The sequence below is a fragment of the Methylacidimicrobium sp. AP8 genome (genome assembly GCF_903064525.1).
Taxonomy (GTDB): domain Bacteria; phylum Verrucomicrobiota; class Verrucomicrobiia; order Methylacidiphilales; family Methylacidiphilaceae; genus Methylacidimicrobium.
This window is the reverse complement of the sequence record NZ_LR797830.1, coordinates 1,715,945-1,740,782: the sequence shown is the minus strand read 5'-3', so window position 1 is coordinate 1,740,782 and position 24,838 is coordinate 1,715,945. Positions and strand designations below refer to the sequence as shown.

Sequence of the window (24,838 nt, the reverse complement as noted above, 5' to 3'; positions counted from 1 at the left end):
GGACCTCCGGCCGCCGCCCGTTGCGAGGAGACCCACCAGGCTCCGCGAGCGGCAACGGTTACACGGTCATTTATAATTCCTATCGATAGAATAAAAACAATCAAGTCGCATGATTTCGGAGCTTGCGGTATAAGCAGAAGAGATGCGGCCGGGGCGGGAAGAAAGCGTCCGGCCGGAAACCGAACAGGAGAACTAGCTATGGCGATGGTGAAGCACGATGGACAGGGGCAGAAGAAGAGCCGCTGGTCGGCGGGGGTGACCCCGTATGCGGAAATGGGCTACTACAATGCGGACTATAAGCCGAAGGATACCGACATTCTCGCGGCGTTCCGGCTGGTGCCGCAACCCGGAATCGAGCCAGTGGAGGCGGGGGCGGCGGTCGCCGGGGAGAGCTCGACGGCTACCTGGACGGTGGTCTGGACCGATAGGCTTACCGCCTACGAGCACTACCAGGGCAAGTGCTATCGTGTGGACCCGGTGCCGGGGACCGACCAGTATATCGCCTACATCGCCTACGACCTGGATCTCTTCGAGGAGGGCTCGATCGCGAACATGTCTTCCTCGATAATCGGCAACGTTTTCGGCTTCAAGGCCCTCAAGTCGCTCCGCCTCGAGGACCTGCGGATTCCGCCCCACTACACCAAGACCTTCCAGGGGCCGGCGCACGGGATCATGATGGAGCGGGAGTACCTGAACAAGTACGGGCGGCCGCTGCTTGGCGCCACGGTCAAGCCGAAGCTGGGGCTTTCCGCGCGCAACTACGGACGGGTGGTGTACGAGGCGCTGCGCGGGGGCCTGGACTTCACGAAGGATGACGAGAACATCAACAGCCAGCCCTTCATGCGGTGGCGGGACCGGTGGCTCTTTGTCATGGAGGCGGTCAACCGGGCGCAGGCGGAGACGGGGGAGATCAAGGGGCACTACCTCAACGTGACCGCGGCGACAATGGAGGAGATGTACGAGCGGGCCGAATTTGCCAAGGAGGTGGGAAGCGTGATTGTGATGGTCGATCTGACCGCCGGCTTCACGGCGATCCAGTCGATGGCCAAGTGGTGCCGGAGGAACGGCCTGTTGCTTCACCTCCACCGGGCGGGCCATAGCACGTACACCCGGCAGAAGAGCCACGGGGTCAACTTCCGGGTGATCGCCAAGTGGATGCGTCTGGCGGGAGTCGACCACATCCATGCGGGTACGGTCGTCGGCAAGTTGGAAGGGGATGTCCACTCGGTGCAGGGCTACTATCGGACCTTGCGTTGCGACAGGACCGAAGCGGAACCCGCGCTTGGGCTCTACTTCGAGCAGGATTGGGCTTCGATGCCGGCGGTGATGCCGGTGGCTTCCGGCGGGATCCACGCGGGGCAGATGCACCTTCTGCTCCACTACCTGGGCGAGGACTGCATCCTGCAGTTCGGCGGCGGGACCATCGGGCATCCGGACGGGATTGCGGCCGGCGCGACCGCGAACCGGGTGGCGCTGGAGGCGATGATCCAGGCACGCAACGAAGGCCGGGACTACCTGCACGAAGGGCCGGAAATCCTGGAGAAGGCCGCCCGCCATTCGCCCTCGCTCAAGAAGGCGCTGGAGGTGTGGAAGGACGTGAGCTTCGAGTTCGAATCGACCGACGTACCCGATGCGGTGGCGACTCCGGAGCTGGTGTAAGGAAGGAGAAGGAGAAAAAAGCGATGAGACTGACACAAGGGACCTTTTCGTACCTGCCGGATTTCACCGACGAGCAGATCCGGGCGCAGGTGGAGTACTGCCTGCGCAACGGGTGGGCGGTGAGCATCGAGTTCACCGACGACCCGCATCCTCGGAACGTCTACTGGGAGATGTGGGGGCTGCCGATGTTCGATTTGAAGGACGCGGCGGGAGTGATGCACGAGCTGGCGGAATGCCGGAAGGCCCATCCGCACGAGTACATTCGGATCAACGGCTACAACCGGCAGCAAGGGTACCAGACGACGATGCTCTCCTTCCTGGTCCAGCGGCCGAAGGAGGAGCCGGGGTTCTTCCTCGACCGGATGGAGGTCGCGGACAGGCAGATCCGCTACACGGCCCGGCCTTATGCCGCCCAGAAGCCTCCCGGCCACCGGTATAATTAGGAGGGAGGCGAACCTCGACAGCCATGGAAGAAGAGGGGAAGACACCCCAGGCGGCCGCCTCGCTGGCGGCCGCTGCCGGCGGTGGATTGGTTGATATCGATCAGGCGCTCGGGGGCTCCGGGGTCGAGGAGATTCTGGCCGAACTCGACGCCGAGCTCGTTGGTTTGGAGCCGGTCAAGCGCCGGGTTCGGGAGATCGCGGATTTTCTCCTGGTGGAGCGGCTGCGGAGCTCCGTCGGTCTGCAGACCCAGCCGCCGACCTTGCACATGTCGTTTACCGGTTCGCCGGGGACCGGGAAGACCACGGTAGCTATGCGGATGGGCAAGATCCTCCACCGGCTGGGCTACGTGCGGAAAGGCCACTTGGTCGTTGCCGCCCGGGACGATCTGGTCGGCCAGTACGTCGGCCATACCGCCCCGAAGACCAAGGAGGCGATCAAGCGGGCGATGGGCGGGGTTCTCTTCATCGATGAGGCCTACTCCCTCTATCGGCCCGAGAGCGAGCGCGACTATGGGATCGAGGCGGTGGCGATTCTTTTGCAGGCGATGGAGGATTATCGCAACGACCTGGTTGTGATTTTTGCGGGGTATCGGGACCGGATGGCGGCCTTCTTCGCCTCGAACCCGGGCCTCCGTTCCCGCATCGCCCATCACATCGACTTCCCCGATTACACCTTCGAGGAGCTGGTGTCGATCGGAGAGCTGATGGTTCGGTCGCAGGGCTACTTTTTCGATCCGCCCGCCGCAAAAGCGTTCCGGGAATACCTCGAGCTCCGGCGGAAGCAGCCGCTCTTCGCCAACGCGCGGAGCGTGCGCAATGCGATCGACCGCATCAAGCTGCGGCAGGCTGCCCGGTTGGTCGCCGCCGGGGGCAAGGTTTCCGCGGAGGAGCTCATGCGGATCGACGAGTCGGATATCCGGCAGAGCCGGGTCTTCGTGGAGCCGGAAGCGGGGCAGGCCGCAACGGGCGGAAAGAAGTGACCGGACCCGTTCGAGGAAGGTTGGGAAAAGAGCCCGCCGCGGCTTGACACCGCCTGCGGGCGGAGCTATACGGCCGATACGGTGGGCCGTGGCCAAGCCCGACGCTCGCGTTAAGCGGGTCGCTTCCTCGGCATAACGTTCTGCTCCGAGCTGAAGAGGGGGGGTGTCACCGATTTGCCTGCCCGGCGCCGGTCGAAGCCTGATCCTCCAGCTCGCCGACAACAACAACTCGCTAGAAAAAGGATGGAAAATGAGTAGCACGACAAATCCCCCAGTTGTTCCCAGCTCGTCACCTGCATCCGAGGAAGACCGTCTGGCCGCGCTCGCTGCCAACATCATTCGCGGTCTGGCGATGGACGCGGTCCAAAAGGCGAATTCTGGCCATCCCGGCATGCCCATGGGGATGGCCGATGCCGCTGTCGTTCTCTGGACCCGCTTCCTGCGCTTCGATCCGGCCGACCCGCAATGGCCGGACCGCGACCGATTCGTTCTCTCCGCCGGACACGGATCGATGCTGCTCTACAGCCTGCTCCACCTTTGCGGCTTCGATTTACCGCTCGAGGAGCTCGAGCGCTTCCGCCAGTGGGGAAGCCGTACCCCCGGCCATCCGGAATACGGCCACACCCCGGGTGTGGAGACGACAACCGGCCCCTTGGGCCAGGGGATCTCCAACGCGGTCGGGATGGCGCTCGCCGAACGGTGGCTGGCCGGAAAATATAACCGGCCGGGCTACGAGATCGTCCGCCACCGGACCTTCGTGATCGCGAGCGACGGCGATCTGGAGGAGGGCATTTCCCACGAGACGGCTTCCCTTGCCGGCCATCTACGGCTGGGCCGGCTTGTGGTGCTCTACGACGACAACCACATCAGCATCGACGGGCCGACTTCGCTTTCCTTTAGCGAGGATGTTCTCGGCCGCTTCGCGGCTTACGGTTGGAACGTCCGGAGAATCAACGGGCTCGACCGCTCCGAAGTGGAATCGGCGCTGACCTGGGCCACCTCCCAGGAGGAGAGGCCGACCATCATCGCCTGCCGGACCGTCATCGGCTTCGGGAGCCCGAACCGGGAGAACACCGCCAAGGCCCACGGCGAGCCTTTGGGAGCCGAAGAAGTGAAGCTGGCGAAGGCGCGCCTCGGTCTTCCGGTCGATCAGACCTTCTATGTTCCCGAAGAGGTGAGGAGCTTCTTCCGTGCTGCGGCCAAGCGAGGGCAGGCCGAGCGGAGCCGCTGGCTGGAGGCCTTAGCCGGCTACCGGAAGGAGTTTCCCCGGGAAGCGGAGCGGTTCGAGATGGCCCTGCGCCGCGACCTGCCGCCGGGATGGGATCAGGGGATGCCGCACTTCCCAGTCGAGAAGCCGCTGGCGACGCGCGCCGCTTCGGGCGCGGTCCTCAACGGAATCTTCGAGAAGGTCGGCTATCTGCTTGGCGGCTCGGCGGATCTGACCCCGTCCAACAACACCCTGCCGAAGGGAGTCAAGGCGATCCGGCCGGGAGATTTCGAGGGCGGATATATCCATTACGGAGTCCGCGAGCATGGGATGGGCGCCATCATGAACGGGATGGCGGTTCACGGAGGAATCCGCCCGTATGGCGGAACCTTCCTGATCTTTTCGGACTACATGCGGCCAGCCATCCGGCTCGCCGCCATGATGCGGGTGCCGGTGGTCTATGTCTTTACCCATGATAGCATCGGGTTGGGGGAAGACGGTCCGACCCATCAGCCCGTAGAGCAGCTGACCGCGCTCCGCGCCGTCCCCAACCTTGTGGTCTTCCGTCCCGCCGATGCTACGGAAACTGCCGAAGGCTGGCGCGTCGCCATCGAACGGAAAGACGGCCCGACGGCCTTGATCCTGACGCGTCAAGCGTTGCCGGTTCTTGACCGGAGCCGCTTGGCCCCCGCCTCGGAGGCGAGGCGCGGTGGATACGTGCTCGTCGGGGATGAGGATCCGGAGGTCATCCTGATCGCTACGGGCTCCGAGGTAGCGCTTGCGCTGGCGGCCCGGGATCTTCTTTCGGCCGAGAAGATCCGCTCCCGGGTGGTCTCCCTGCCTTCGTGGGAACTCTTCGCGCAGCAGCCCCAATCCTATCGGGACCAGGTGCTGCCCGCCGCAATCCGGGCCCGGGTCTCGGTCGAAGCCGGAGTGACGATGGCTTGGCCGCGGTGGATCGGGCCGGAAGGGGAAGCCGTCGGCATCGACCACTTCGGTGCCTCGGCTCCGTACGCGACTATCTACAAGGAGTTCGGCCTGACGGGGGAGGCGGTTGCGGAGGCAGCCCGCCGCACCTTGGCACGGACCCGACGAGGGTGAGGCTTGAGCAAAAACCAAAGCGCGGCGGTGGAGGAAGCGCCCCGAGCTGGGGATCGGGGCGCTCGGTTCCCCCGGGTCTTCGTGGCCAGACATTGCAAGACCTCCTGGAACCTCGAGCGGCGGATACAGGGACGAACGGATATCCCTCTTTGCGAGGAGGGGATCGCGGAAGCCAAGGCCAACTGTGCGCTCCTGCGCGGGCTTCCCATTGACCGGATCTTTGCGAGTCCGCTGGCCCGCAGCCGGCAGACGGCCCAAATCTACGGGGAGGCGCTGGGGGTACCCGTTGAGGTTTGGCCCGAGTGGATCGAGCTGAACATGGGCGAGTGGGAGGGCCACACCCATGCGGACCTCTCGGCCCGGGAGCCTGCGGAATATGACCGGTGGCTGGCCGATCCCTCCCAGGTCTCTCTTCTACCGATCGGCGGAGAGGATCTCGGCAGCGCACGCAAACGCGTGGTCGAGGCTCTCTGCTCGTTGGAAGGTAGGCCCGAGCGGGGAGTGCTGCTGGTGCTCCACAAGTATATCCGCGCGCTCCTCCACTGCGCGGTCTTCGACCTGCCGCTCTCCTGCTTCGCCGGGGAGATTGTCGAGTCGACGATCCCCTCCGAGCTGCCGTCGTCTCTCCTGCGAAGCCTTTGCCGGTAAGCATTGTGCGTTGGGACGGACTGATCTGGGACCTCGACGGGACGATCGCCCTGACCGAGAGGGAGGGGCATCTCCCGGCCTGCAACGCCGCCTTTGCGGCGTTGGGCTTGCCGATTTCGTGGAGTTGGAAAGAGTTTCAAAGCCTTTTGGCCATTCCGGGAAACGAGCTGCGCATGAGGCGGGCGCTGGAAGCCCTTCGCCCGCCGCCGAGCGGTCTCGAGGAAACGGCCAAGAAGCTCGGCAAGCTCAAGCGGGAAATCTATCTTGAACGCTTTCTTCCCTATACCCGGCTTCGGCCGGGAGTGCGGCGATGGATCCAGGATGCGCAGGCAAGGGGGATCCGGCAGGCGATCGTCTCGACAAGCGACGAGGAGCAGATCCGGGCGCTGCTGGCGCTGCACCTGCCGGAGGAGGCGGGCTGGTTTTCTCCGATCTTGGGAAAGGAATCGGGGCGCAAGACTGCCGCCGATGCTCCGCTCCACCGGCGATGCCTCGCGGAGTGGGGATTCCGGCCCGAGCGGGTTTTGGCGATCGAGGACTCGGCCGTGGGATTGCGCGCCGCGCGCGCCGCGGGCATGCCCTGCGTGATCATCTACAACGACTACACGGCGGACCAGGATTTTACGGGAGCGCTTTGGAGAGGAGCCAGCTTCGCCGATTATTCGCTCGAGCGGCTGGACCGGGAGATGCCGGCAGCCTAATCCGCAGCCGAAAAGCTTCGAGAGCCTGCGGCCAGCTCCTCCAGCACCTCGCGCAGCACGACCGCTTGGTTGTGCTCCTTGTCCCGAGCGCCGTAAAGCAGCGTCAGAGGGCGCTGACCGGCCGCCCGCAGGAGATCCTGCAGCTCCCCTTCGCGAGAGGCCAGCTCACGACGATAGCGGATCCGGAACTCCTCCCACCGGCTAGGGTCATGGGAGAACCACTTCCGAAGCTCCGGGCTGGGGGCAAGATCCTTCGCCCAGCGATCGAAAGGGACTTTATCCTTGGAAAGGCCCCGAGGCCAAATCCGGTCGACCAGGACGCGATAGCCCTCTGGCTCCCCTAAAGCCTCATAGACGCGCCGGATTCGGACTCGAGCGGGCATAACCGCTACCACTCCCAGGTGAACAGCTCGAGCCCGCCTCCCGGGGTCATCACTTCGGTCATGCCTGCGGAGTACGGGATGTGCGGAGTCATCGGAGATTTCGAGAGGAAACGGCGTCCGTATCCGTACTCTTTAGGCGCCAGCGGATTAATCATGTTCGGGCCGTTCCGTATGCCTTCCGGAACGACTCCTTTGAGCTTGGGCGGCTGCGCTTCCCCAGGTTTCCTCGCTTTTTCGCGGGGTGCCGGGACGACCGGCCTCTTTTCGATCCGGTGGGGCGCCGAAGCGGAGGGAGGCGGCGCGCCGACGGATCCGGACTCCTCGGGCGGTTGCGCAATCAGGAGGCCTGCTGCGAGGAAAAAGCCCAAGCAACCAATCAGGGCGATACGCATGTTTCTATAGTTTAAACGGCAAGCCCGGCCGCTGGTCAAGAGGACCCGAGGCCGGGGACCCCGTTGCGCCCGGGCCCGGTCCCCCGGGAACGCCTGCGCGGACAACGATTAAATCTGGACCAAGCGAACCGAGTAGACGTCGGGCACCCGGAGGATTTCTTCGAGAACCTCGGGCGGCGGGGCGCCGTCGACGTGAAGCACGCTGACCGCACGGGCTCCGCTCTCGGCGCGGGCCAGAGACATCGAGGCGATGTTCACTGAGCGTTCCCCTAGGATAGTGCCCACTCTTCCGACGATGCCGGGCCGGTCGCGGTTTTCCATGACGAGCAGCGAGCCTTCGAGAGGCGCCTCGATCGGATTTCCGTTGATCTGCACCAGCCGCTGCGCCTTTCCCCAGAACGTTGCCCCCGCCTGGAGCGTGGTCGAATCCACCTGAATCTCCATCCCGATCCAATCGGTATATTCGCCGGCCTGAGTCGTCTTGGTCTCGCTGACGACGATTCCTAAGGTGTCCGCGAGGTAGGCGGCATTCACTTCGTTTACCTCCGATCCCGCTACCTTCCGGAGCAGTCCCTTAAGGGCGGCCCGGGTGACGGGGGTCGTGTCGTGCTCGTTGAGCCTCCCGGCGTAGGAGAGGATCACCCGGCTTATTCGGTTCGGTGCCCACTGACCCATGAAGAGGCCCAGCCGTTCCGCAAGCGAAAGATAAGGGCGGAGGAGGGCGGCCGTGCGGGGGTCGACATTGGGGACGTTGACGGCGTTGCGAATTGTTCCGTTCACCAGAAGATCCAGGACGGCTTGAGCAATCTCGATCCCGACTTGTTCCTGCGACTCCGCCGTCGACGCGGCCAAGTGCGGCGTCAGGATCACATTCGGCAGAGATCGCAGAGGGAAGTCGGCGGGAGGCGGCTCGGGGTCGTACACGTCGAGGGCGGCTCCGGCCACCTGGCCTGAGTCGAGCGCCCGGCGTAGGTCGGCCACGTCGATCAGGCCGCCCCGCGCACAGTTGACGATCCGCACGCCCCTTTTGCAGAGGGCGAGCCGGCGGGCGTCGAGAAGCCTTTTAGTTTCGGGAGTCAGAGGGGAGTGGAGGGTAAGGAAGTCGGCCTCCTTCAGAACGGTCTCCAGGTCGTCAGCGACCTGCACGGGAAGGTTCTGTACCCGGGCCGGAGAGAGATAGGGATCGAAGCAGATCACCCGCATGTTGAAGCCGAGCGCGCGCCGAGCCACCTCAGTGCCCACCCGTCCCATTCCTACGATTCCCAGCACCTTATGACAGAGTTCCACTCCTTCGAAGGCCTTCCGGTTCCACGCACCGGCCCGCATCGAGGCATCGGCCTGGGGGATGCTCCGCGCCAGTGCGAGCAAGAGCGCTATCGCATGCTCGGCCGTGGCGATCGTGTTGCCCCCGGGCGTATTCATGACGACGACGCCGCGCTCCGTGGCCGCGGCGACATCAATGTTGTCCACGCCGACACCGGCCCTGCCGATGACCCGCAGCTGCTCCGTTTTCTCCAGGATCCGTCGCGTAATCTTGGTTTGGCTTCGCACTAGGATCGCGTCGCACGACGGAGCGATCTCGAGCAGTTGATCTTCGGTAAGGCCCGGCTTTTCGAGGACGCGCACGGAAGGATGGGAGGAGAGAAGTTCGATCCCCTTCGGGCTGATCGAATCGGCGACCAGAATGGTGAATGTAGCGGTCATAGGAAGTTATCCAGCTTACCGGGGAAGACGGCCTTCCGTCAAAGCTGTCGTTCTCTTTTTCCCGTCGGATGGATAGCTGCTCCGCGCCGGGGCCGCCTGCCCGGCTTCGGACCGGGATCGGAAGGCCGAAGGCCGCTCCTTTTCCCGCCTTTTCTGCAAAAAGCGGTTAGCGGGGAGAGCCCGACTCTGCTAAACAAGAGGAAGGCCGAGGCGCATCCTCCTCGCCGGTTTATGGACAGCGCCAACCTCCCATCGCCGATTCGGAACCAGAAGTATTCGATCCTCCTCGAAATCAAGCGGAGCCACGGCCTATCCGTGGGCGAGCTGGCGGAGCGCTTGAATCTTTCCTACATGGGGGTCAAGCAGCATTGCAACGCTCTGGAAAAGGAAGGCTATCTCTCGACGCAGCGAAGAGCGAAGCGGGTCGGACGTCCGGAGAAGGTCTACGTTCTGACCGAGAAGGCCGGGGAGTTTTTTCCCAAAAAAGGGGCGCCCTTCGCCCTGGAACTCTTGGAGTCGGTCGAGGAGATCTACGGTCCCCTGATTGTCGAGCGGCTCCTCTACCGGCTCTATCGTCGCCGCGCCGAGGCATTGCGACTGCGGGTCTGCGGCGCCGACTTGGCGGAACGGGTTCGGCAGCTGGTCCAAGTCCGGGAAGAAGAAGGCTGCCTAAGCCGGTACGAGCCGGAGGGAGAATCGTCCGGGCGGATCCTCGAGTTTCACTCGCCTATCCTGGAGATCCTCGATCGATACCCGCGAGCGCGCGAGTTCGAGCGGAGGCTTTTCGAGAGGCTTCTGGGTGCGCGGGTCGAAAGGAGGGAGGAGCGATCCGGAGGCGGTTGCAAGGTGGTCTTTCTGGTGTCCGGCGCCGAAGGCCGGCCGCCGGAGGATGAACCCGACCGCACGCCTCCGGCCGTAGCGGCGGACCGTGAGTCTGGTGCAAACCCTTCCCGCTCCAACGAGGCGGAGGGTTAGAAAAAATCGTTGCGGCAAATAAAGTCTCTTGTTATTAGATATATTAGATATAATGAAAGCATGTCCTCCGGATAGGCTTGTTCATTTGTTAAAAAAATGGCTTCGATTCCTACCGCGGAAAAATTGCCCCTGTCGGTAGGCGATTACTGCATCCACCGGAGTTGGGGCTTCGGACGAATCCGGGAGCTTTCTCCGGATTCCGGTCTTGTCGTCGTCGATTTCCAGGACAAGCCCTCCCATCGAATGCAGTGGGAGTACGCCCTCCAATCCCTCGAGCCGATTTCTTCCGATCACATCTTCGTTTGGAAGACCGAGAAGCTTTCCGTTCTCCGGGAGCAGGCGGCCTCCGACCCGATCGCGCTGGTGGAACGCTGTATCCGGAGCTTCGGCGAAGGAGCGACCCCGGAGGCGATCCAAGAGGCGTTGGTCCCCGCGGTCATCTCTTCGAGCGAGTGGAAGAAATGGTGGGATGGCGTGCGGCGGATACTGCGGCGGGATGGCCGATTCGAGGTTCCGAATCGGAAAAACCAGCCCATCCGCATGTCCGCCACCGCCCTTCCCGTCTGGCAAAAGCTGCTCCAGGAATTGGAGCGGTCGGTCGCCGGCAAGGATGCCGTCGAGGCCGCCCGAGCGCTGGCCAAAGCCGAAAAGATTCCCCCGACCGGCCGCGAGCAGGTGGTCGCGGCGATCGATCGGATCCTTTCTTCGCTCGGAGACTCGAGCTGGGGAGAGTTGCTGGAGCTGGCGGTCATCCGCGATGATTTCCTGACGACCTTAGGGAAAGAGCCGGAGCAAGGGGAGCTCGCGCTCGCCCGCTGGCTTCCGAAAGACAAGCAGGGGCTGCAGAAGTGCTTGTCGGTTATGGCTTCCTCAGCGCAGAAAGTGGTGCTGCGCCACCTTCTCGCGCAGAGGGCAGGGGCGGTCGCCTTGCTCCTCGACCTGCTTCCCGCCACGTCGGCGAGGACCGCGGACGCCATTGTCACGGTCTTGGCCGAAGCGGGGCAGGCGAAAGAAGTTGTCGAACGCCTCGCGAGCGCCATCCGCGAGAGGACGATTGGGCCGGACGTCCTCGCCTGGGTCTGCCGTACTCGTGACGAGCTCTTCCGCCCGCTTTTCGGTCCGGATCTCTTCTTTTGCATCCTGTACCTCCTCGAACGGGAAGGCAGCGGCGTGGCCAAAATGGGATCGAAACTCTACGAGCTGCTCACGGGTAGCAAGCTAGAGGTTTTGCACACGATTCTCACGCATGCGCAGCCGACCGATGCGCGGGATCTCGCCCGCGCGGCGCTTGGGAGCCCCGCTCTCCGGGAGCTGGATAAGCGCTCGCTGCTGGGGGCGATCATTAAGAGGCATCCCGGCGTTCAGGACCTGGTCGTCGGCGATCAGCAGAAGAACGAGGAGTCGGTTCTGATCGTCTCGTGGAGGAGCTTGGCGCAGAAGAAGCAGGAGCTCGAAACCCTGATCACCAAGCAGATTCCGGCGAACACGCGGGAAATTGCGATCGCGCGGTCCTACGGAGATCTTCGCGAGAACCATGAGTACAAGGCGGCCAAGGAGATGCAGGGAGTCCTCCTGCGCCGGAAGGCCGAGCTGGAAGCGGCCCTGGCGCGTGCGCGCGCGACCGATTTTTCCGAGGTGGCGACCGATGCCGTGAACGTCGGGACCCGGGTGACCCTCAAGGATCTGGCGACCGGCGCAGAGCGGCAGGTCACCGTTCTCGGAGCTTGGGACAGCGATCCGGCGGCCGGAATAGTGTCGTACCTCGCCGCTCTCGGACAAGCTCTTCTGGGACGCAAGCCCGGCGAAGAAGTCGTGCTGCCGTCGGAGGGAAAGGGGGAAGGCTCGATCGTGCGTATCGAGCGGATCGAGCCGGCGGGTCCGATTCCGGCTTAAGGAATCGGCGAGAGGAGTTGGTTATGCCGACGTACGAGTACGAGTGTACGCGTTGCGGCGCGGTTCTCGAGGTCTTCCAACGGATCTCCGACCCGCCCTTGGAGGAGTGCCCGAAAGAGGTCTCCGGAGAAGGGAGCGGTCGCTGCGGGGGCCGGCTCAAGCGGAGAATCTCCGGAGGGGCGGGCCTCCTTTTCAAGGGATCGGGCTTCTACCTGACCGACTACCGGAGCGAGAGCTACAAGAAGGCCGCCAAGGCCGAAAAGGAGCTTGCTGCCGGCGGAAAAGCGGGCGAGCAGAAACAACCGTCCGCCGGGGAAGCCAAGCCGTCGGCATAAGCTCTCCTATTCCGTCGACCCTCCGGGGCGGCTGGCAGATACGGCGCTACTCTTCGGTGTCGGGGCAGCGTACCTTCGGGAGGACAGGCCACGCCCAGATCAGGAGCGCTCCGATCCAGAGAAGGGCTGCGCCGGCGAGCAGGAGATCTCTTCGGAACGGCAGCCGGTCGGCGGCCGCTCGGAGGACGACGGCGCCGATGGTCCACCATTTCGCTTGGCGGAGAGGCCAGTACCGGGCGGCCAGCAGCTCGCCGCGCCCGCTGAATCCCAAGATGACCCGGGCGCCGACGGTGAGGATGAGAAGGCCGGCTCCTCCGAGAAAAAAGAGGTGCAGCGCTCCGGTCCGCGAAACGGGCGAGAAGGCGGAGAAGAGGAGCCCGGAAACGGCGAGAGCCAGCGCCCAGCGGGTGCAACCGGCTACGGTGCCCTTGGCCGAGAGCTCGGGCGCGATCGGGATTGCGAAGAGCAGATAGGCGACGGCCGTGCCGGTGCGGAGGAGCGGCCCGCCGAGCGCGCCTCCCGTCGCTTCCCAGAGGAAGCTCAGGAAGAGGACCAGCCCGGTGCAGAGGGCGGCGAGCGCGCGGCTCAGCCAGGCTCGTGTCGGCACCACGGCCGCCGGGAGGCTTTCGCGGCTTTCCAAGCCGTAGAAACGCGGGAAAATAAAGGCGCCCACGCCCAAAATGGGCAGAAGCGCAAGCCCTTGATAGAGCAGGAGCAGGCCCAGGTTGCGAAGCGGAGGGGGGAGAACCAGCCCCATCTCCGCGGCCGACTCGAGCCAGGCTCCGGCCGCGGCGCCCGCCACCCCCAGGAGGCCGAGCAGAAAGCTGGGAGGAGGGTTGTCCTTCCGTTGCGGGAGCCGTCCGGCGAGCCTCCATAGGAAAAAGAGGAGGGCGCCTCCGAACAGGCCGTCGCCCCAGCCGGTCCGCCCGAACCAGTGGAGGGCGTTGGCGAGGAGGAGAACGCCCGCGAGCGCGCCCGTCTCCCAGCGGCGAAGCGGCCGCACCTCCAGGAGGCGCGGGATCGATGTCCCCAGAAAGCCGACGACGAAGCTGCCGACGAAGCCCTCGATCAGGATCCGGGGATGGCTGACCGGAGGCGGAGCCCAAGCCACTCCCCAAAACAAGAAGAGCGGCCAGACGGCGACTCCCGCCGCGCCCAGAAAGATGCCCAAGGGAAAGAGGATCCGGAACGGCTCCTCGGCAGCCAGCCCGATCCATTCCTTCCACGGGAGCGGGCGGGTGCCCGCCGACTCCGGGCCGGCATTCATCTTCCGGTTCCGATCGCTCGGAAAGCTGGACCGATTTGCATCGTGTCGCCTACGCCCGCTGCGGGTGCTCCGCCTTCCGGGGCGGAGGCGGCCGGTAGAGCGCGGCCCAGAGCGCCGCCACCGCGAGGAGGATCCCCGCCCAAAGCTCGATCCAAAACGCAAAGACCCCGGAGGGGACGAAGGGCCGGCCCGCGCCGAGGAGCAGCAGCGCCAAGCCCGCCCCTTGGCTCGCCCGAACGCTCCACCGCATCGCGCCTTGCCGTCCCGCCAGCGCGGCCGCGCCGACGGCGATCAGCCCGGAGAGGGCCAGAAGCCAGGCGCGGCGTGCGAAGAGGGAGGGATCGAGCACGGCGACCGCCGTCACCCAGATGCCCAAGACGGTGTTGCCCAGGTTGCCGATCACGGCCGTTTTTCGTCCTCCTTTCCATGAAGCCGCTCCAGGCCTGCCCAGGCGAGCGGAGGGAGCACCGCATAGCCGATCAGGCCCGCGAGCAGAAAGATCTTCCAGCCGAGATGGAGCGAGCCGGTTCGAAGGAGGAGCAGGCAGACGAGAGCTTGCAGGCCGAAGAAGCATCTGCCCACCAGGAGGAGCCGGCGGGACCGGTTGAGCTTTCCGACGGCGAAGAAGCTTCCGTAGGCTCCGCCCGCCAAGGCGAAGAGCGCCAGCAGGAGCGAAGAAAAGAGCAGTTCTTCGGGCTTCATCGGGCCGCCTCCGTCGAAGCGGGGATCCGCGGCGCCCGGCTGCCCTTGCCGATGGTCCACAAATCGAAAAGGAGGACGAAATACCCGGCGGCGAACACCAGCCCGAACAAGGTCCGCGCCTGGAGCCCCTCGGCGACCCACCGATTGGCTTGCCCCAGCAGAAAAGCCTGGAAGGTCGATCCCCCGATCGCCCGTTCGTAGAAAGCCTGGGCCATTCCGGCGATCAGGAGGGAGCCGGCCATTCCGACAAGCCCGAGATTGAGCAGGGCAAACGCCCATTTCCAGGCGCGGCTCTCGAAAGGCCCGTTTCCGGCACGGGCTTTCTGGAGGACCAGGTAGATGACCGAAAGGACGGCGCATCCGTAGGCGCCCCAAAAGGAGAAGTGCGCGTGCGAAGCGGTCCATTGGGTGCCGTGCGCAAAGAGGTTGATCTGGGGCAGTGTCATCATGAAGCCCCAGACCCCGGCGCCCAGGAAGTTGCCGAAGGCCTCGGCGAGGAGCCACGCAAAGGCGGGCCGGTTGGTCAGCTGGTGCTGATGGGCGCCCGCATCGTAGACGGCGTGGATCACCATCCCCAGGAGGGGAAGCGGCTCCAGGGCCGAGAAGAACCCTCCGATCCCCAGCCAATAGGAGGGCGTTCCGATCCAGAAATAGTGATGGCCCAGGCCGAGGATGCCGGTGCCGAGCACGAGGGCGACCTCGACGTAGAGCCAGGATTCGACGATCGCCCGCGAAGCGCCGAGCAGATGGAGGAGCGACCAAGCGAGCACGCACCCGATGAAGACCTCCCATGTCGCTTCCACCCATAGGTGGATCAGCCACCACCACCAGAAGAGATCCTTCGACATGTTCGGCTCGAACGAAAATGCGTTGAGAAAGAGAACCGTCAGCGGGACCAAGTCGGCGATGAGCACCGCGAGAATGCCGGTCATCCGCCGCGCCCGAATCGCCGTAGCCGCCACATTAACGCCGAAGAGGACGATGACCCCGGCGATCAGCAGGCAAGCCCAGCGGGGGGCCTCGACGAACTTTCTCCCTTGATTGATCAGCCAGAGGCTGGAGATATCCGTCCCTCCGTGCTGGAAGACGATCAAGGTGGCCGCGACGGCGGCCACCGTCCCGACAAAGACCCAGAAGGCCTTTTCGGCGAGCCCGATCCCTTCGACCTCCCGCTCCAATTCCAGCGGCAAGAACCAGTAGACCGCACCTAGGAACCCCATGAGCAGCCAAAGAACGAGGCTGTCGATATGGAGGATCTTGGCCGTGCTGAAGTGGAAGGTGTTCAGCAGGAACCCGAAGCGCTGGTAGTAGACGGCCGTGAGCAGGCCCGCCGCGATCATGACGCCGAAGAGCAGGATGGCCGCCCGGAAATAGCGTAGGGCCAATCGCTGGGAGCGGTAGAGTGTCATTGGTTTCCTATTCTCCGAATCGCGCGGGAAAACCGTTGGTTTCGATCGAGGAGACCCATTTGAGGTAGGCGACCAGCGCTTCCGCGTCCGCCTGATCGATTCGGAGATTGGGCATGAGGCGAGGGCCGATCGGAAACCGATCGGGATCGCGGAGGAAGCGGGCCATGGCCTCCTCCCGGCTCGAGGCTCCCGTCATCGCCTGCCAGGATGCCCAGATGGGATCGAGCCAGCTTTTCGTGAGATCCGGCGCGTAGTAGGCTCCGATGCCGAAGATCGTGTGGCAGTCGAGGCAGGCCCGCGTCTGGATGACCAATTTTCCCCGCCGCACGAGCTCCTCCGCTTCCCGCGGGGTGTATCGGCGGCCGAAGAGAAGCTCCTCTGCGCCCAGGACAGGATGGGACTGATTGGTCGCCGCATCGAAGCGGTAGTCGATCCGCCGGTTGATTACCGTGTATTCGGGCACATTCCGCCCTCCGGCGCGGATTGCCCGCAGCGTGTCGATCGAAAGGATAGCCAGCACCGCGAGCATCACCGCCGAGGCGCTGATCGCTCCGGCGCGCCAAAACTTAGGGTCCTCGATCATGCGGGCCTCCGGGCTGCTTCCAAGAAGCGCCTCGGGCGATCGGCGTGCCTTCCTGCCGGCGTACGCCGATCCTAGATCGGCTCCCCGAGCCCGAGCAAGACATTTCCGCTCCGCCGAGGCCGCCGGAAGGAGCTAGAAAAGATCGGGCTCCTCCGGGAGCGGAGAGGAAGCCTCCTTGGGCGGCGGAGGAGGGTCGGGCCGCCGCTGGGGGACGATGGCGATATTCTCGCGGCTCTGGAGGCGGTCCAAGGCAAGCTGTGCCCGGGCGAGCTGGCGGAACTGATACTGGGCTTGCACCGGCTTCCGGTCGGGGGCAGGCTTGAGTCGCAAGTAGGTCCCGTCGGGCTGGAGGACCCGGGCTTTGACGCAGTCGGCCAGGTAGGTCTCCAGGATCTCGTCTTTCAGCCGTTTCTTGATCTCCGGATCCTCGACCGGGAAAGCGACTTCGATTCTGCGGTAGAGGTTGCGCGGCATCCAGTCGGCGCTGCTCAGATAGATCTTCGGGTCGCCGCCGTTCTCGAAGTAGAAAATGCGGGAGTGCTCCAGGAAGCGGCCGACGATGCTGACGACACGGATATGCTCGCTCACCCCGGGGAGCCCGGGACGGAGGCAGCAGATGCCGCGGACGATCAGATCGATCCGGACGCCGGCCGCGGAGGCGCGGTAGAGAGCCTTGATGATCTCGGGATCGACCAAGGCGTTCATTTTCGCGATGATCCGCGCCGGCTTCCCTTGCCGGGCAAACTCCGTCTCGGCAGCGATCCGTTCCTGAAACTCTTCGGCCATGCGGAACGGGGCGACCAGGAGCTTGCGGATCCCGTGGAAGCGGGAGAGGCCGGTGAGGATGTTGAAGAGGGTGCCTACCTCCTTGGTGAGGTCGTCCCGGGTCGTCAACAGGCTCAGGTCGGTGTAGAGGCGGGCCGTGCCGACGTGATAGTTGCCCGTGCCCAGCTGGACGTAGAGGCGGATCCGGTCCGAATCCCGGCGGATGATCTCAAGCATCTTGCAATGGGTCTTGAGGCCCAGGAGGCCGTAGACCACGTGAACGCCGGCCTCCTCAAGCTGCCTCGCCCAGATGATGTTGTTCGCCTCGTCGAATCGTGCCTTGATCTCGACCAAGGCGATGACCTGCTTGCCGTTTTCCGCGGCGTGCATCAGTGCGCGGACGATCGGAGAATCCCCCCCCGTGCGGTAGAGCGTGATCCGGATGGCGAGGACGGCGGGGTCGACGGCTGCCCTTCGCACCAGGTCGACGACGATCCCGAAGCTCTCGAACGGGTGGTGGAGCAGGACATCCCGGCGGCGCAACAGCTCGAAAAGATCGGAATGCGAGGCCAGGTCCTTGGGAATCACGGGCGTCCACGGCCGGTCCCGCAGGTGCGGGAAGGCTTCATGGGCGCAGATCGGCAGGAGATGGAGAAAGCTAAGGGGCTCGAAGTGCCGGTAGCTGTCCTCCTTCGTCAACCGCAGCGCCTTGAGGAGGAACTCCTCCATTTGCGGAGCGCAGCTCTCTTCGATCTCCAATCGGACCGCGTTCCCTCGGTTCCGCTTGCGCAGCTCTTCCTCGACCGTTTCCAGCAGGTTCTCCGCCTCCTCGTCATCGATGTAGAGGTCGCTATTCCGCGTCACCCGGAAGGCATTGATGTCGCTGATCTCGTCCCCGGGGAAAAGGCTGCCGAGGAAGAGGGCGATGACTTCCTTGATCTGGATGAAGCGATATCGGCCCTGGCCGCTGCCCGGCAGCGTGAGCAGCCGCGGCAGGCTGTGCGGTACCTGGACGATCTCGAAATCCGCCAAGTGGGCCGACACCGGCCGGCGGAGCGTGACGATCAGGTTGAAGCTTTTGTTGGTTACCTGGGGAAACGGATGGCTGGGATCGACCGCCAGCGGGGTCAGCACGGGCAGGACCTCGTCGGTGAAGTAGCGCTCCGCCCAGCTTCTCTCCTCCGCGGTAAGGTCGTCTCTTTGACAGAGCTCGATGCCGTTCTTCCGCAGCAGCGGCTCGACCTCGCCGCGCCAGATCTCGTACTGGCGCGCAACCAGCTGGTGCGCACGCCTTTGGATGGCATCGAAGACCTCTTCGGGGCTCAGGCCGTCGGGCCCGGTCTGGTCACTCTGGTTTTCGACCTGTTGCTTGATTCCGGCGACCCGGATCTCGAAGAACTCGTCGAGATTCGAGCTGAAGATGCAGAGGAAGCGCAGCCGCTCGAGCAACGGCTGTGTCGGATCCGCCGCTTCTTCCAGGACCCGGGAGTTGAACTCGAGCCAGGAGAGCTCCCGGTTGATGAAGTAGGCGGGATTCTCGAAGCCGTTATTCATCGGCGGTTCTTTAGCGAAATATGTTAGTTAAGCATGATCCGGGCCGCCCGCCGATGGAAATCTTGAGGTGGCCGCCTTTCTGCGTGGGCGCTTCCGGCCGAAGAGAACGCCCCTGCCGGCCTCACCGTCTACCGGAAGTCATGCGAGCCCGGCCGGGGCAGGCCTGGGGAAGGCAAGCAGGCGATCTTCTCTCCCCGGATCTGGACGTGGCCACGGACCTTCTCGAGGATCCCTTCGGCCAGGAGGAACGGTTCTACGGAAAGGAGAAGGCGGCGGGCTTCGAAGAGATCGGGAGGGATAATCACGTTGGCGATCCCCGTCTCGTCCTCCAGGGAAAGGAAGAGGAAGCCCTTGGCCGTGCCCGGCCTTTGCCGGCAGATCACCGCTCCGGCCACCTGCACGCGCATCCCGTGGGGAAGCCCGCGAAGGTCGGCGGCTTTTCGGGCGGCCGGTGTCCTTGGGCGCAAATAGGTCATGGGATGAGGCCCTAAGGTGATCCCCGTCCCGGCGTAGTCCGCCTGCAGCCGCTCGGGAGGCGTCATGGGCGATAGCGGGGAAGGGCCTTCGGTCGGTCCGGGGAAGAGCTCCTCGGAAAAGAGAGGCCGCTCGAGCTGCCAAAGCGCCTCCCGCCGGTGGGCGGCGAGCCCTTGGAAGGCGCCTAAGGAAGCCAGGAGGCGCAGCTCTTTCCGGCTGAGCCGAACGCGGCGCCGGAACTCCTCCAGCGACCGGAAGGGTGCCTCCGCCCTCGCGGAGAGGATTCGCTCGCGCGCCGCGCCGCTGAGCCCTCGTGCCAGCCGGAGGCCCAACCGGACCGAGCCGTCTTCCTCGATCGTGCAGGAGTCTTCCGAAGCCAGCACCGAGATCGGCCGGAAGCGGATCCCCCGCCGCTTCCCCTCTTGGATCAGGGTGTCCGGGGAATAGAAGCCCATCGGCTGGTGGTTGAGGAGGGCTGCGTAAAATTCGGGTCCGTGGTGGGCCTTGAGATAGGCGCTGGCGTAGGCGAGGCCCGCCCAGGCGATCGCGTGGCTTTCGGGAAAGCCGTAGAGAGCGAAGGAGGAGAGGGAGCGAGCCACCCATTCGATGGTGGAGGGGGCGATGCCCCGCGCCCGCATCGCCTGGGCGAGGTTGCCGAGCGCCTGCTCCATCCGCCGGGGATCCCGGCGAAATCCGAGCGCCCGCCGCAGCTCCTCGGCTTGGGCCGCCGAGAAGCCGCCGAGCACCATCGCGATTTGGAGCGCCTGCTCCTGGAAGAGCACTATCCCCAGGGTCCGCTCGAGAATCGGCGCCAGCCGAGGGTCGGGATAGCGGATCGGCTCCCGGCCGCAGCGGCGGGCCAGATACCTTCCGATCAACCCTCCGTGGATCGGTCCCGGACGGACGATGGCCACTTGCACCACTAGGTCGTAAAAGCATCGGGGGCGGAGCCGCGGGAGGATCGACATCTGGGCGCGGCTCTCGACTTGGAAGACCCCGACCGTCTCCGCCCGTTCCAGGAGCGCAAAGGTCGCGGAATCGTCCTTGGGCAGGCGGGCGATATCGACCGGTAGCCCCCGCGACCGGCACCGCGCGGCCGCCTCCTCGATCACCGCGATCATCCCGAGCCCCAGCAGATCGATCTTCACCATCCCGAGCTCCTCGCAATCATCCTTGTCCCATTGGAGGACCGAGCGGCCCGGCATGGCGGCATTTTCCAAAGGGACGATCCGGTCGAGCTCGCCCTGCGCGATCACCATTCCTCCCGGATGCTGGCCCAAGTGGCGCGGCAGGTGGAGGAGCTTGGGGTAGAGGCGGAGAAAGGCTGCCTGCCGTGGATCGGCCGGGGAGAGCCCGCTCTGCCGGCCGTGTTCTTCCCAGGAAAGCGTGTGCGGATAGTCTCCTCCCGGGAAGAGGGCGGAGAAGCGATCCAGGAGCTCCGTGGGCAGGGAGAGGACCTTGCCGAGGTCGCGGGCGGCGCTCCGTCCCTGGAAGCAGATCACGCTGGCCGTCATCGCCGCTCCCCGGCGCCCGTACCGGCGGTAGACCTCTTGGATGACCCGCTCCCGGGCCTCTCCGCTCGGCAGGTCCAGATCGATGTCGGGCCAGCCCTTTCTTCCTTCGCTCAGGAAGCGTTCGAAGAGCAAGCGGCTTCCGACCGGGTCGACCGTGGTGATCCCCAGGCTGTAGCAGACCGCGCTGTTGGCGGCACTCCCCCGGCCCTGCACCAGCATCCCCTCCCGCGTGCACCAGCGGACCAGGTCCCAGACGATCAGGAAATAGCCGGCGAAGCCAAGCCTCCGGATCACCTCGAGCTCGTGCTGGAGCTGCCGGCGGACCGCCGGGGAGAGAGAGCCGTAGCGCTTCGGCGCTTCGGCCCAGACCACTCCTTCCAGGAACTCCTCCTCGCTTTCCCCCGCCGGAGTGGGATAGCGAGGAAAGCGGTAGCCCAGGTCCTCCAAGGAGAAATCGATCCGGGAGGCGATCCGCGCGCTCTCCTCGATTGCTTCCGGAAGATCGGCGAAGAGGGCTGCCATCTCTTGGGGAGACCGGAGATGCCTCTGGTCGTTCGCGGAGAGCAGCGACCCTGCCGCCTCGAGGGTGGTATGCGCCCGCAGGCAGTGGAAGACATCGAGCAGGAGACGCTCCTCGGCCTTCGCGTAGAGGACCCCTCCGGTCGCCACGACGGGCAGGCCGAGCTCCCGGGCGACCGCGGCGAGCCGCCGCGTCCGGAACCGGTCGCCGCGCAGCCCGCTCCGTTGCAGCTCGACGAAGAGCCGATCCGGTCCGAAGAGCCTGAGGAGCCGTCGCGCCGGCACTCTCGGATCCTCCCCTCGGGCGAGCGTCCGCAAAAGCGGGCCCTCCTCATCCCCGGTCAAGGCCAGGAGTCCCGGAGCGGCCTCTTCCAGCTCCGCCCACCGGACCCGGGCTTCCCCCTTGGGGCTGCGCAGCTTGGCCTCGGAGAGGAGCCGGCAGAGGTTTTGGTAGCCCTCGCGCGTTTCAACGAGCACAGGCAGGATCGACCCGTCCTCGAGAGTGATCTCCGTCCCGACCAGCGCGCGGATGCCGGCCTCCCGCGCGGCGGCATGGAAGCGGGGGATCCCGTACACCCCGTCCCGATCGCAAAGCGCAAGCCCGGGCAGGCCCAGCCGGGCCGCCTCCCGAGCCAGATCTTCCGGCCGGGAAGCCCCTCGGAGGAAGCTGAAGGCGCTCCGGGCGTGGAGCTCGACATAGGGAAACCGGCGGGGCATGGGAACAAACTTTCCCAATGGATATAATACATATGTATTATATAGCAATGCTGAACTCCCGGGAAGAATGCCGCTGTCGCCGGATCGCCCGCCGTTGCGCCGCCGGAGCCGGCGGAGAAACCTATCGGGATTCCTTTTTTCTTCGTTCTCCGCCGAAGCGCAGGGCCTGCCGGACCTTCGGCATCTCCAGGGAGAGTTCCGGCGGGAGCGGGGTCCGCAAGGTCTCCGCGAAGGAATGGACGGCAACCGGCTTTTCCGCGTCTTGCGGGAAGCGGGAGATGCGGACCGTTTCCTGGCGCCGGCCGAAGATCCGGTATTCCTTGACTCCCGCCCGGCGGCGGATGTCCGCCTTGCCGACCAAGCCGATGCGGGCGGCGGAAGGCGAGAGGATCCCGGCCGCGAGCGCGGGGATCGCCCTTCCCGGACGTTCGCGTCGTCGTCCCAGCCGGCCGTTTCCTCCGCCATGAGGAGATTCCCGGGAATGAGCTCCCGATGTTCTCCCTCGGGAGTCGCGAGCCAATCCTTTGCCGTGTGCGGGCCGGGAGTCGTCGTGGGCATGATGGCCTCGTTTCCTGCCGCTGCCGGAATACCGGCGCCCCCTGGAAAAGGGCAAGGAGGGGCGGGGGCATGCGCCGGCGGCAGGGAGGGGAGGCGGCGGCGCGGCTCACCCGTACTCTCCTTCGATCCGCCAGCCTTCCGGCAGCTCCGCCAGCCGGAGGATCCTGCCGCCGCGGAGGGCGACATCCCACTCCTGCCGCGTCCACTCCTCCTCCCACCACCTTCCGGATAGGGGATAGGGCCCCGCCGTGCCTTCGATCTTCCACGTTCCCTCCGGGGTTTGCAGCTCTCTAGGTCTCCCTTTCTCCTGCCGCACCGCCGCCGGGACCGGCGGGCGGAAGCGGCGCAGGGGGGCTCCCAAAACCGGAGGAGTCGTGGGTGCGGATAGGGCGGGACGAAGCCGGGGATCGAATGCCTCCAAGAGAAAGCCCTCCGGTCGATGGTCGGAGGAGGGTAGGGGCAGGCCCACCCGCTCCTCGCCCATGAGCGACAAGAGCCGTCCCAAGGTCGCCGAAAGCCGCGCGGGATCGGGGATCGTCCCTCTTTCCCAGGCCGGCTGGTGCCATGGAGGAAGGGCGGGAGCGATCCGGAGGCGAAAACCCGCCAGGGGAGAAGCGGTGCGGCAGTTCTCCAGGAAGGGATCGAGAAGCTCGAGAAGCTTTTGCGGCTCCGCCGTCGGGGCCGGCACCGAAAAAGAATATTCCCGCGGAGCTTCCTCCTCCGGGCGGAGAACCAGGGAGAGAGAGCCGGCCGCCTTGCCCTCCCGCTCCAGCCGCTCGCCCAGAGAGCACAGGGAGGAGCGCAAGGCTTCCCGCAGAGGACGGAGCTCCTCGATCGGCGGCTCCCACTCCCGCTCCGCCTCGAAGGGCTCCTCCGGGAGGAGGGGTTGCAGAAGCCCGCCTTCCTTCCCTTGGGTCCGTTCCCAAAGAGAGAGACCGTCCGGTCCGAGCCTCTCGACCACCCCTTCCCGGGGTAAGGCGGCCAGCTCGGCGGGGGTTCGCACTCCCCAGAGCCGGAGGAGCGAGGCAAGCTCGGCATCGGACGCGACCTCTTCGATCGGAAGCTCGCCCGCGATCTCCTCCGCCCTCCGGACGATGCGGCAGGGACGAGCGACCCGGGCCGCCCAAAGGGCGATCTCGGGCGTGGGCCCGATCCCGACTTGGAGACTGTAGCCGCTGTCTTGGAAGAGCGCAGGAAGAGCCGTGGGATCGGAAGCATCGGCCCCGGATCCCGGCCCTACCGGCGACTCCTTTTGGAATTTCGGGTGGCGGCGGAGGTCGAGGAGGCAAAGGCCGGGAGCCCGCTCCTCGACCTGCCCCGAGCACCGGTAGGCCGAATCCCGGAGGAGGCGGCCGAGCGCTTCTTCCTGCCGACGATTCCGGGAAAGGAAGAGCAGGCGAGGGCATCGTGCCAGCCCCTGGGCCGGACTCATTCCCGGCTCGACTCCCTCCGCCCGGGCTTCCGGATCGACCTCCCGGATTTTGGCTTTCGGCCCATCGCCTTCCACCAGAGCGGCGGGCTTCCCTCCGGGAACCGGTCGGGCCCGCCGGGCGGCTTGGAGAGAAAATCGGGGCAGAAGCAGCGCGGCAAACATAGGACGGCTCCCATCCCTGCCCCTCTACCCGGCGGCCGTCGCCGGGCGGGCGGGCGATTCGGGGTTTGCGGCGCCGGAGAGCCGCAAGGGGATAAGCCGGAGCCTCTGCCAGAGGGATTCCCTAGGCTCCTCCAGGCAGGCCAAGGAGAGGGAAGACTCGATCCGGTAGCGCTCCCGGGCCGCGGGAATCGCGGGGACCGGGGTGCTCAGGAGCGCGGCCGTCCCTTTTGTTTCCGTCAGGCGGCCGAAGCGGTGCCAGGTTGTCGAGGGGATCCGGCGGAGATCGGGAAGCGGAAGCCGGCCGAGGTCGATCCAGACCAGGGGAAAGCTCCCGTCCCGGAGCAGAAGGTCGGCCGCGCGGAGGATCTCCCGGGGGAGGCGGCAGCGGATCCAGAGCAGGGAGGGGCGGGTCCGGCCAGGGCGCTCTTGGGGTCGAACGAATCGGCCCCGTCGACCAGCGCCACCGGGAGGCCGATCCGGGCGCAAAAGCGGAGAGCGGCCGAAAGCAGGAGCCCCGCCCCCGGGCCGGAGGCCACCATCTCGGTGAGCGCATGGGAAAGGACCCCGCGCCGCAGCCAAGGGTCGGGGCTCTCCTCGAGAAAAGAGAGGCGCTTGCGCCGAGGCGGCTGCGGAGCCTCAAGAAGGCCCAGCCGGCGGGCGATTTCGAGCAGCTGCGACGGAAGCATGGAAGAAGAGTATACAAATGTATTATACTTGTAAAGAAGCTGTTGAAGACATGTCAAACTGACCGCTTTGGTAAC

The 24,838-nt window shown here is 65.4% G+C and carries 22 protein-coding genes; 9 read left to right on the top strand and 13 right to left on the bottom strand.

What is annotated here, in order from left to right:
* Nucleotides 1–204 precede the first annotated feature (204 nt).
* The 6 genes from MTHMO_RS08085 to MTHMO_RS08060 all read left to right on the top strand — a co-directional run bounded on the left by MTHMO_RS08085 (nt 205) and on the right by MTHMO_RS08060 (nt 6,739).
* Nucleotides 205–1,659 carry a form I ribulose bisphosphate carboxylase large subunit gene (locus MTHMO_RS08085; RefSeq protein ID WP_202214886.1) on the top strand — a complete coding sequence of 485 codons (1,455 nt, stop codon included), beginning with the start codon at nt 205–207 and terminating at the stop codon, nt 1,657–1,659.
* A 23-nt stretch (nt 1,660–1,682) separates the two neighbouring features.
* The gene (locus tag MTHMO_RS08080; RefSeq protein WP_202214320.1) at nt 1,683–2,102 is read left to right on the top strand and encodes a ribulose bisphosphate carboxylase small subunit; all 420 of its coding nucleotides are present in this window, start codon (nt 1,683–1,685) and stop codon (nt 2,100–2,102) included.
* A 23-nt stretch (nt 2,103–2,125) separates the two neighbouring features.
* A complete protein-coding gene (locus MTHMO_RS08075; RefSeq protein ID WP_202214319.1) occupies nt 2,126–3,082 on the top strand; it encodes an AAA family ATPase in 957 nt (318 codons plus the stop codon).
* A 250-nt stretch (nt 3,083–3,332) separates the two neighbouring features.
* Complete coding sequence (gene tkt, locus MTHMO_RS08070; RefSeq protein ID WP_202214318.1) at nt 3,333–5,390, top strand: transketolase; 2,058 nt, start codon at nt 3,333–3,335, stop codon at nt 5,388–5,390.
* A gap of 3 nt (nt 5,391–5,393) precedes the next feature.
* Nucleotides 5,394–6,038, top strand: coding sequence for a histidine phosphatase family protein (locus MTHMO_RS08065; RefSeq protein WP_237394847.1), 645 nt, complete (start codon nt 5,394–5,396; stop codon nt 6,036–6,038).
* Nucleotides 6,039–6,043: 5 nt separating this feature from the next.
* Nucleotides 6,044–6,739: an HAD family hydrolase gene (locus MTHMO_RS08060; protein ID WP_202214317.1), complete on the top strand. Its 696-nt coding sequence runs from the start codon at nt 6,044–6,046 to the stop codon at nt 6,737–6,739.
* Here the strand turns inward: MTHMO_RS08060 and MTHMO_RS08055 are convergent.
* From MTHMO_RS08055 to serA, 3 genes are all read right to left on the bottom strand, one after another.
* On the bottom strand, nt 6,736–7,122 hold the full coding sequence (locus MTHMO_RS08055) for a DUF488 domain-containing protein (RefSeq protein ID WP_202214316.1): 387 nt from the start codon (nt 7,120–7,122) through the stop codon (nt 6,736–6,738). The genes MTHMO_RS08060 and MTHMO_RS08055 overlap by 4 nt on opposite strands.
* A gap of 5 nt (nt 7,123–7,127) precedes the next feature.
* Complete coding sequence (locus tag MTHMO_RS08050; protein WP_202214315.1) at nt 7,128–7,514, bottom strand: hypothetical protein; 387 nt, start codon at nt 7,512–7,514, stop codon at nt 7,128–7,130.
* Between the two features lie 108 nt (nt 7,515–7,622).
* A complete protein-coding gene (serA, locus tag MTHMO_RS08045) occupies nt 7,623–9,218 on the bottom strand; it encodes a phosphoglycerate dehydrogenase (protein ID WP_202214314.1) in 1,596 nt (531 codons plus the stop codon).
* A 231-nt stretch (nt 9,219–9,449) separates the two neighbouring features.
* Between serA and MTHMO_RS08040 the strand changes: the two genes are divergently transcribed.
* From MTHMO_RS08040 to MTHMO_RS08030, 3 genes are all read left to right on the top strand, one after another.
* On the top strand, nt 9,450–10,193 hold the full coding sequence (locus tag MTHMO_RS08040) for a metalloregulator ArsR/SmtB family transcription factor (RefSeq protein WP_202214313.1): 744 nt from the start codon (nt 9,450–9,452) through the stop codon (nt 10,191–10,193).
* A 96-nt stretch (nt 10,194–10,289) separates the two neighbouring features.
* A complete protein-coding gene (locus MTHMO_RS08035; RefSeq protein WP_202214312.1) occupies nt 10,290–12,086 on the top strand; it encodes a GreA/GreB family elongation factor in 1,797 nt (598 codons plus the stop codon).
* Nucleotides 12,087–12,109: 23 nt separating this feature from the next.
* A complete protein-coding gene (locus MTHMO_RS08030; RefSeq protein ID WP_202214311.1) occupies nt 12,110–12,421 on the top strand; it encodes an FmdB family zinc ribbon protein in 312 nt (103 codons plus the stop codon).
* A 46-nt stretch (nt 12,422–12,467) separates the two neighbouring features.
* On the opposite strand, the gene MTHMO_RS08025 is transcribed toward MTHMO_RS08030, so the two are convergent.
* From MTHMO_RS08025 to MTHMO_RS07980, 10 genes are all read right to left on the bottom strand, one after another.
* Nucleotides 12,468–13,688, bottom strand: a complete 1,221-nt coding sequence (locus MTHMO_RS08025) for an NnrS family protein (RefSeq protein ID WP_202214310.1) — start codon at nt 13,686–13,688, stop codon at nt 12,468–12,470.
* A 49-nt stretch (nt 13,689–13,737) separates the two neighbouring features.
* Nucleotides 13,738–14,091 (bottom strand): hypothetical protein, encoded by a 354-nt coding sequence (locus MTHMO_RS08020; RefSeq protein WP_202214309.1) that lies wholly within the window; start codon nt 14,089–14,091, stop codon nt 13,738–13,740.
* Nucleotides 14,088–14,390, bottom strand: coding sequence for a hypothetical protein (locus MTHMO_RS08015; RefSeq protein ID WP_202214308.1), 303 nt, complete (start codon nt 14,388–14,390; stop codon nt 14,088–14,090). Before MTHMO_RS08015 ends, MTHMO_RS08020 begins: the two co-directional genes overlap by 4 nt.
* Entirely contained in the window at nt 14,387–15,799 is a 1,413-nt protein-coding gene (locus MTHMO_RS08010) for a cbb3-type cytochrome c oxidase subunit I (protein ID WP_202214307.1), read from the bottom strand. The genes MTHMO_RS08015 and MTHMO_RS08010 overlap by 4 nt, the downstream gene beginning before the upstream one ends.
* A 7-nt stretch (nt 15,800–15,806) precedes the next feature.
* Nucleotides 15,807–16,382, bottom strand: a complete 576-nt coding sequence (locus MTHMO_RS08005; RefSeq protein WP_202214306.1) for a c-type cytochrome — start codon at nt 16,380–16,382, stop codon at nt 15,807–15,809.
* A 132-nt stretch (nt 16,383–16,514) separates the two neighbouring features.
* The gene (ppk1, locus tag MTHMO_RS08000; protein ID WP_202214305.1) at nt 16,515–18,701 is read right to left on the bottom strand and encodes a polyphosphate kinase 1; all 2,187 of its coding nucleotides are present in this window, start codon (nt 18,699–18,701) and stop codon (nt 16,515–16,517) included.
* Between the two features lie 128 nt (nt 18,702–18,829).
* A complete protein-coding gene (locus tag MTHMO_RS07995) occupies nt 18,830–21,925 on the bottom strand; it encodes a DNA polymerase III subunit alpha (RefSeq protein WP_202214304.1) in 3,096 nt (1,031 codons plus the stop codon).
* Between the two features lie 121 nt (nt 21,926–22,046).
* Complete coding sequence (locus MTHMO_RS07990; protein WP_237394846.1) at nt 22,047–22,445, bottom strand: Uma2 family endonuclease; 399 nt, start codon at nt 22,443–22,445, stop codon at nt 22,047–22,049.
* A gap of 144 nt (nt 22,446–22,589) precedes the next feature.
* On the bottom strand, nt 22,590–24,077 hold the full coding sequence (locus MTHMO_RS07985) for a DNA polymerase Y family protein (RefSeq protein WP_202214303.1): 1,488 nt from the start codon (nt 24,075–24,077) through the stop codon (nt 22,590–22,592).
* 24 nt (nt 24,078–24,101) lie between these two features.
* Nucleotides 24,102–24,563, bottom strand: coding sequence for a hypothetical protein (locus MTHMO_RS07980; RefSeq protein WP_202214302.1), 462 nt, complete (start codon nt 24,561–24,563; stop codon nt 24,102–24,104).
* Nucleotides 24,564–24,838 lie beyond the last annotated feature (275 nt).

Bases quoted from the DNA above. Each gene is read 5' to 3' on its own strand.
- MTHMO_RS08085 (WP_202214886.1), top strand. From the start codon at position 205: ATGGTGAAGCACGATGGACAGGGGCAGAAGAAGAGCCGCTGGTCGGCG.
- MTHMO_RS08080 (WP_202214320.1), top strand. From the start codon at position 1,683: ATGAGACTGACACAAGGGACCTTTTCGTACCTGCCGGATTTCACCGAC.
- MTHMO_RS08075 (WP_202214319.1), top strand. From the start codon at position 2,126: ATGGAAGAAGAGGGGAAGACACCCCAGGCGGCCGCCTCGCTGGCGGCC.
- tkt (WP_202214318.1), top strand. From the start codon at position 3,333: ATGAGTAGCACGACAAATCCCCCAGTTGTTCCCAGCTCGTCACCTGCA.
- MTHMO_RS08055 (WP_202214316.1), bottom strand. From the start codon at position 7,122: ATGCCCGCTCGAGTCCGAATCCGGCGCGTCTATGAGGCTTTAGGGGAG.
- MTHMO_RS08050 (WP_202214315.1), bottom strand. From the start codon at position 7,514: ATGCGTATCGCCCTGATTGGTTGCTTGGGCTTTTTCCTCGCAGCAGGC.
- serA (WP_202214314.1), bottom strand. From the start codon at position 9,218: ATGACCGCTACATTCACCATTCTGGTCGCCGATTCGATCAGCCCGAAG.
- MTHMO_RS08040 (WP_202214313.1), top strand. From the start codon at position 9,450: ATGGACAGCGCCAACCTCCCATCGCCGATTCGGAACCAGAAGTATTCG.
- MTHMO_RS08035 (WP_202214312.1), top strand. From the start codon at position 10,290: ATGGCTTCGATTCCTACCGCGGAAAAATTGCCCCTGTCGGTAGGCGAT.
- MTHMO_RS08030 (WP_202214311.1), top strand. From the start codon at position 12,110: ATGCCGACGTACGAGTACGAGTGTACGCGTTGCGGCGCGGTTCTCGAG.
- MTHMO_RS08025 (WP_202214310.1), bottom strand. From the start codon at position 13,688: ATGAATGCCGGCCCGGAGTCGGCGGGCACCCGCCCGCTCCCGTGGAAG.
- MTHMO_RS08015 (WP_202214308.1), bottom strand. From the start codon at position 14,390: ATGAAGCCCGAAGAACTGCTCTTTTCTTCGCTCCTGCTGGCGCTCTTC.
- MTHMO_RS08010 (WP_202214307.1), bottom strand. From the start codon at position 15,799: ATGACACTCTACCGCTCCCAGCGATTGGCCCTACGCTATTTCCGGGCG.
- MTHMO_RS08005 (WP_202214306.1), bottom strand. From the start codon at position 16,382: ATGATCGAGGACCCTAAGTTTTGGCGCGCCGGAGCGATCAGCGCCTCG.
- ppk1 (WP_202214305.1), bottom strand. From the start codon at position 18,701: ATGAATAACGGCTTCGAGAATCCCGCCTACTTCATCAACCGGGAGCTC.
- MTHMO_RS07995 (WP_202214304.1), bottom strand. From the start codon at position 21,925: ATGCCCCGCCGGTTTCCCTATGTCGAGCTCCACGCCCGGAGCGCCTTC.
- MTHMO_RS07985 (WP_202214303.1), bottom strand. From the start codon at position 24,077: ATGTTTGCCGCGCTGCTTCTGCCCCGATTTTCTCTCCAAGCCGCCCGG.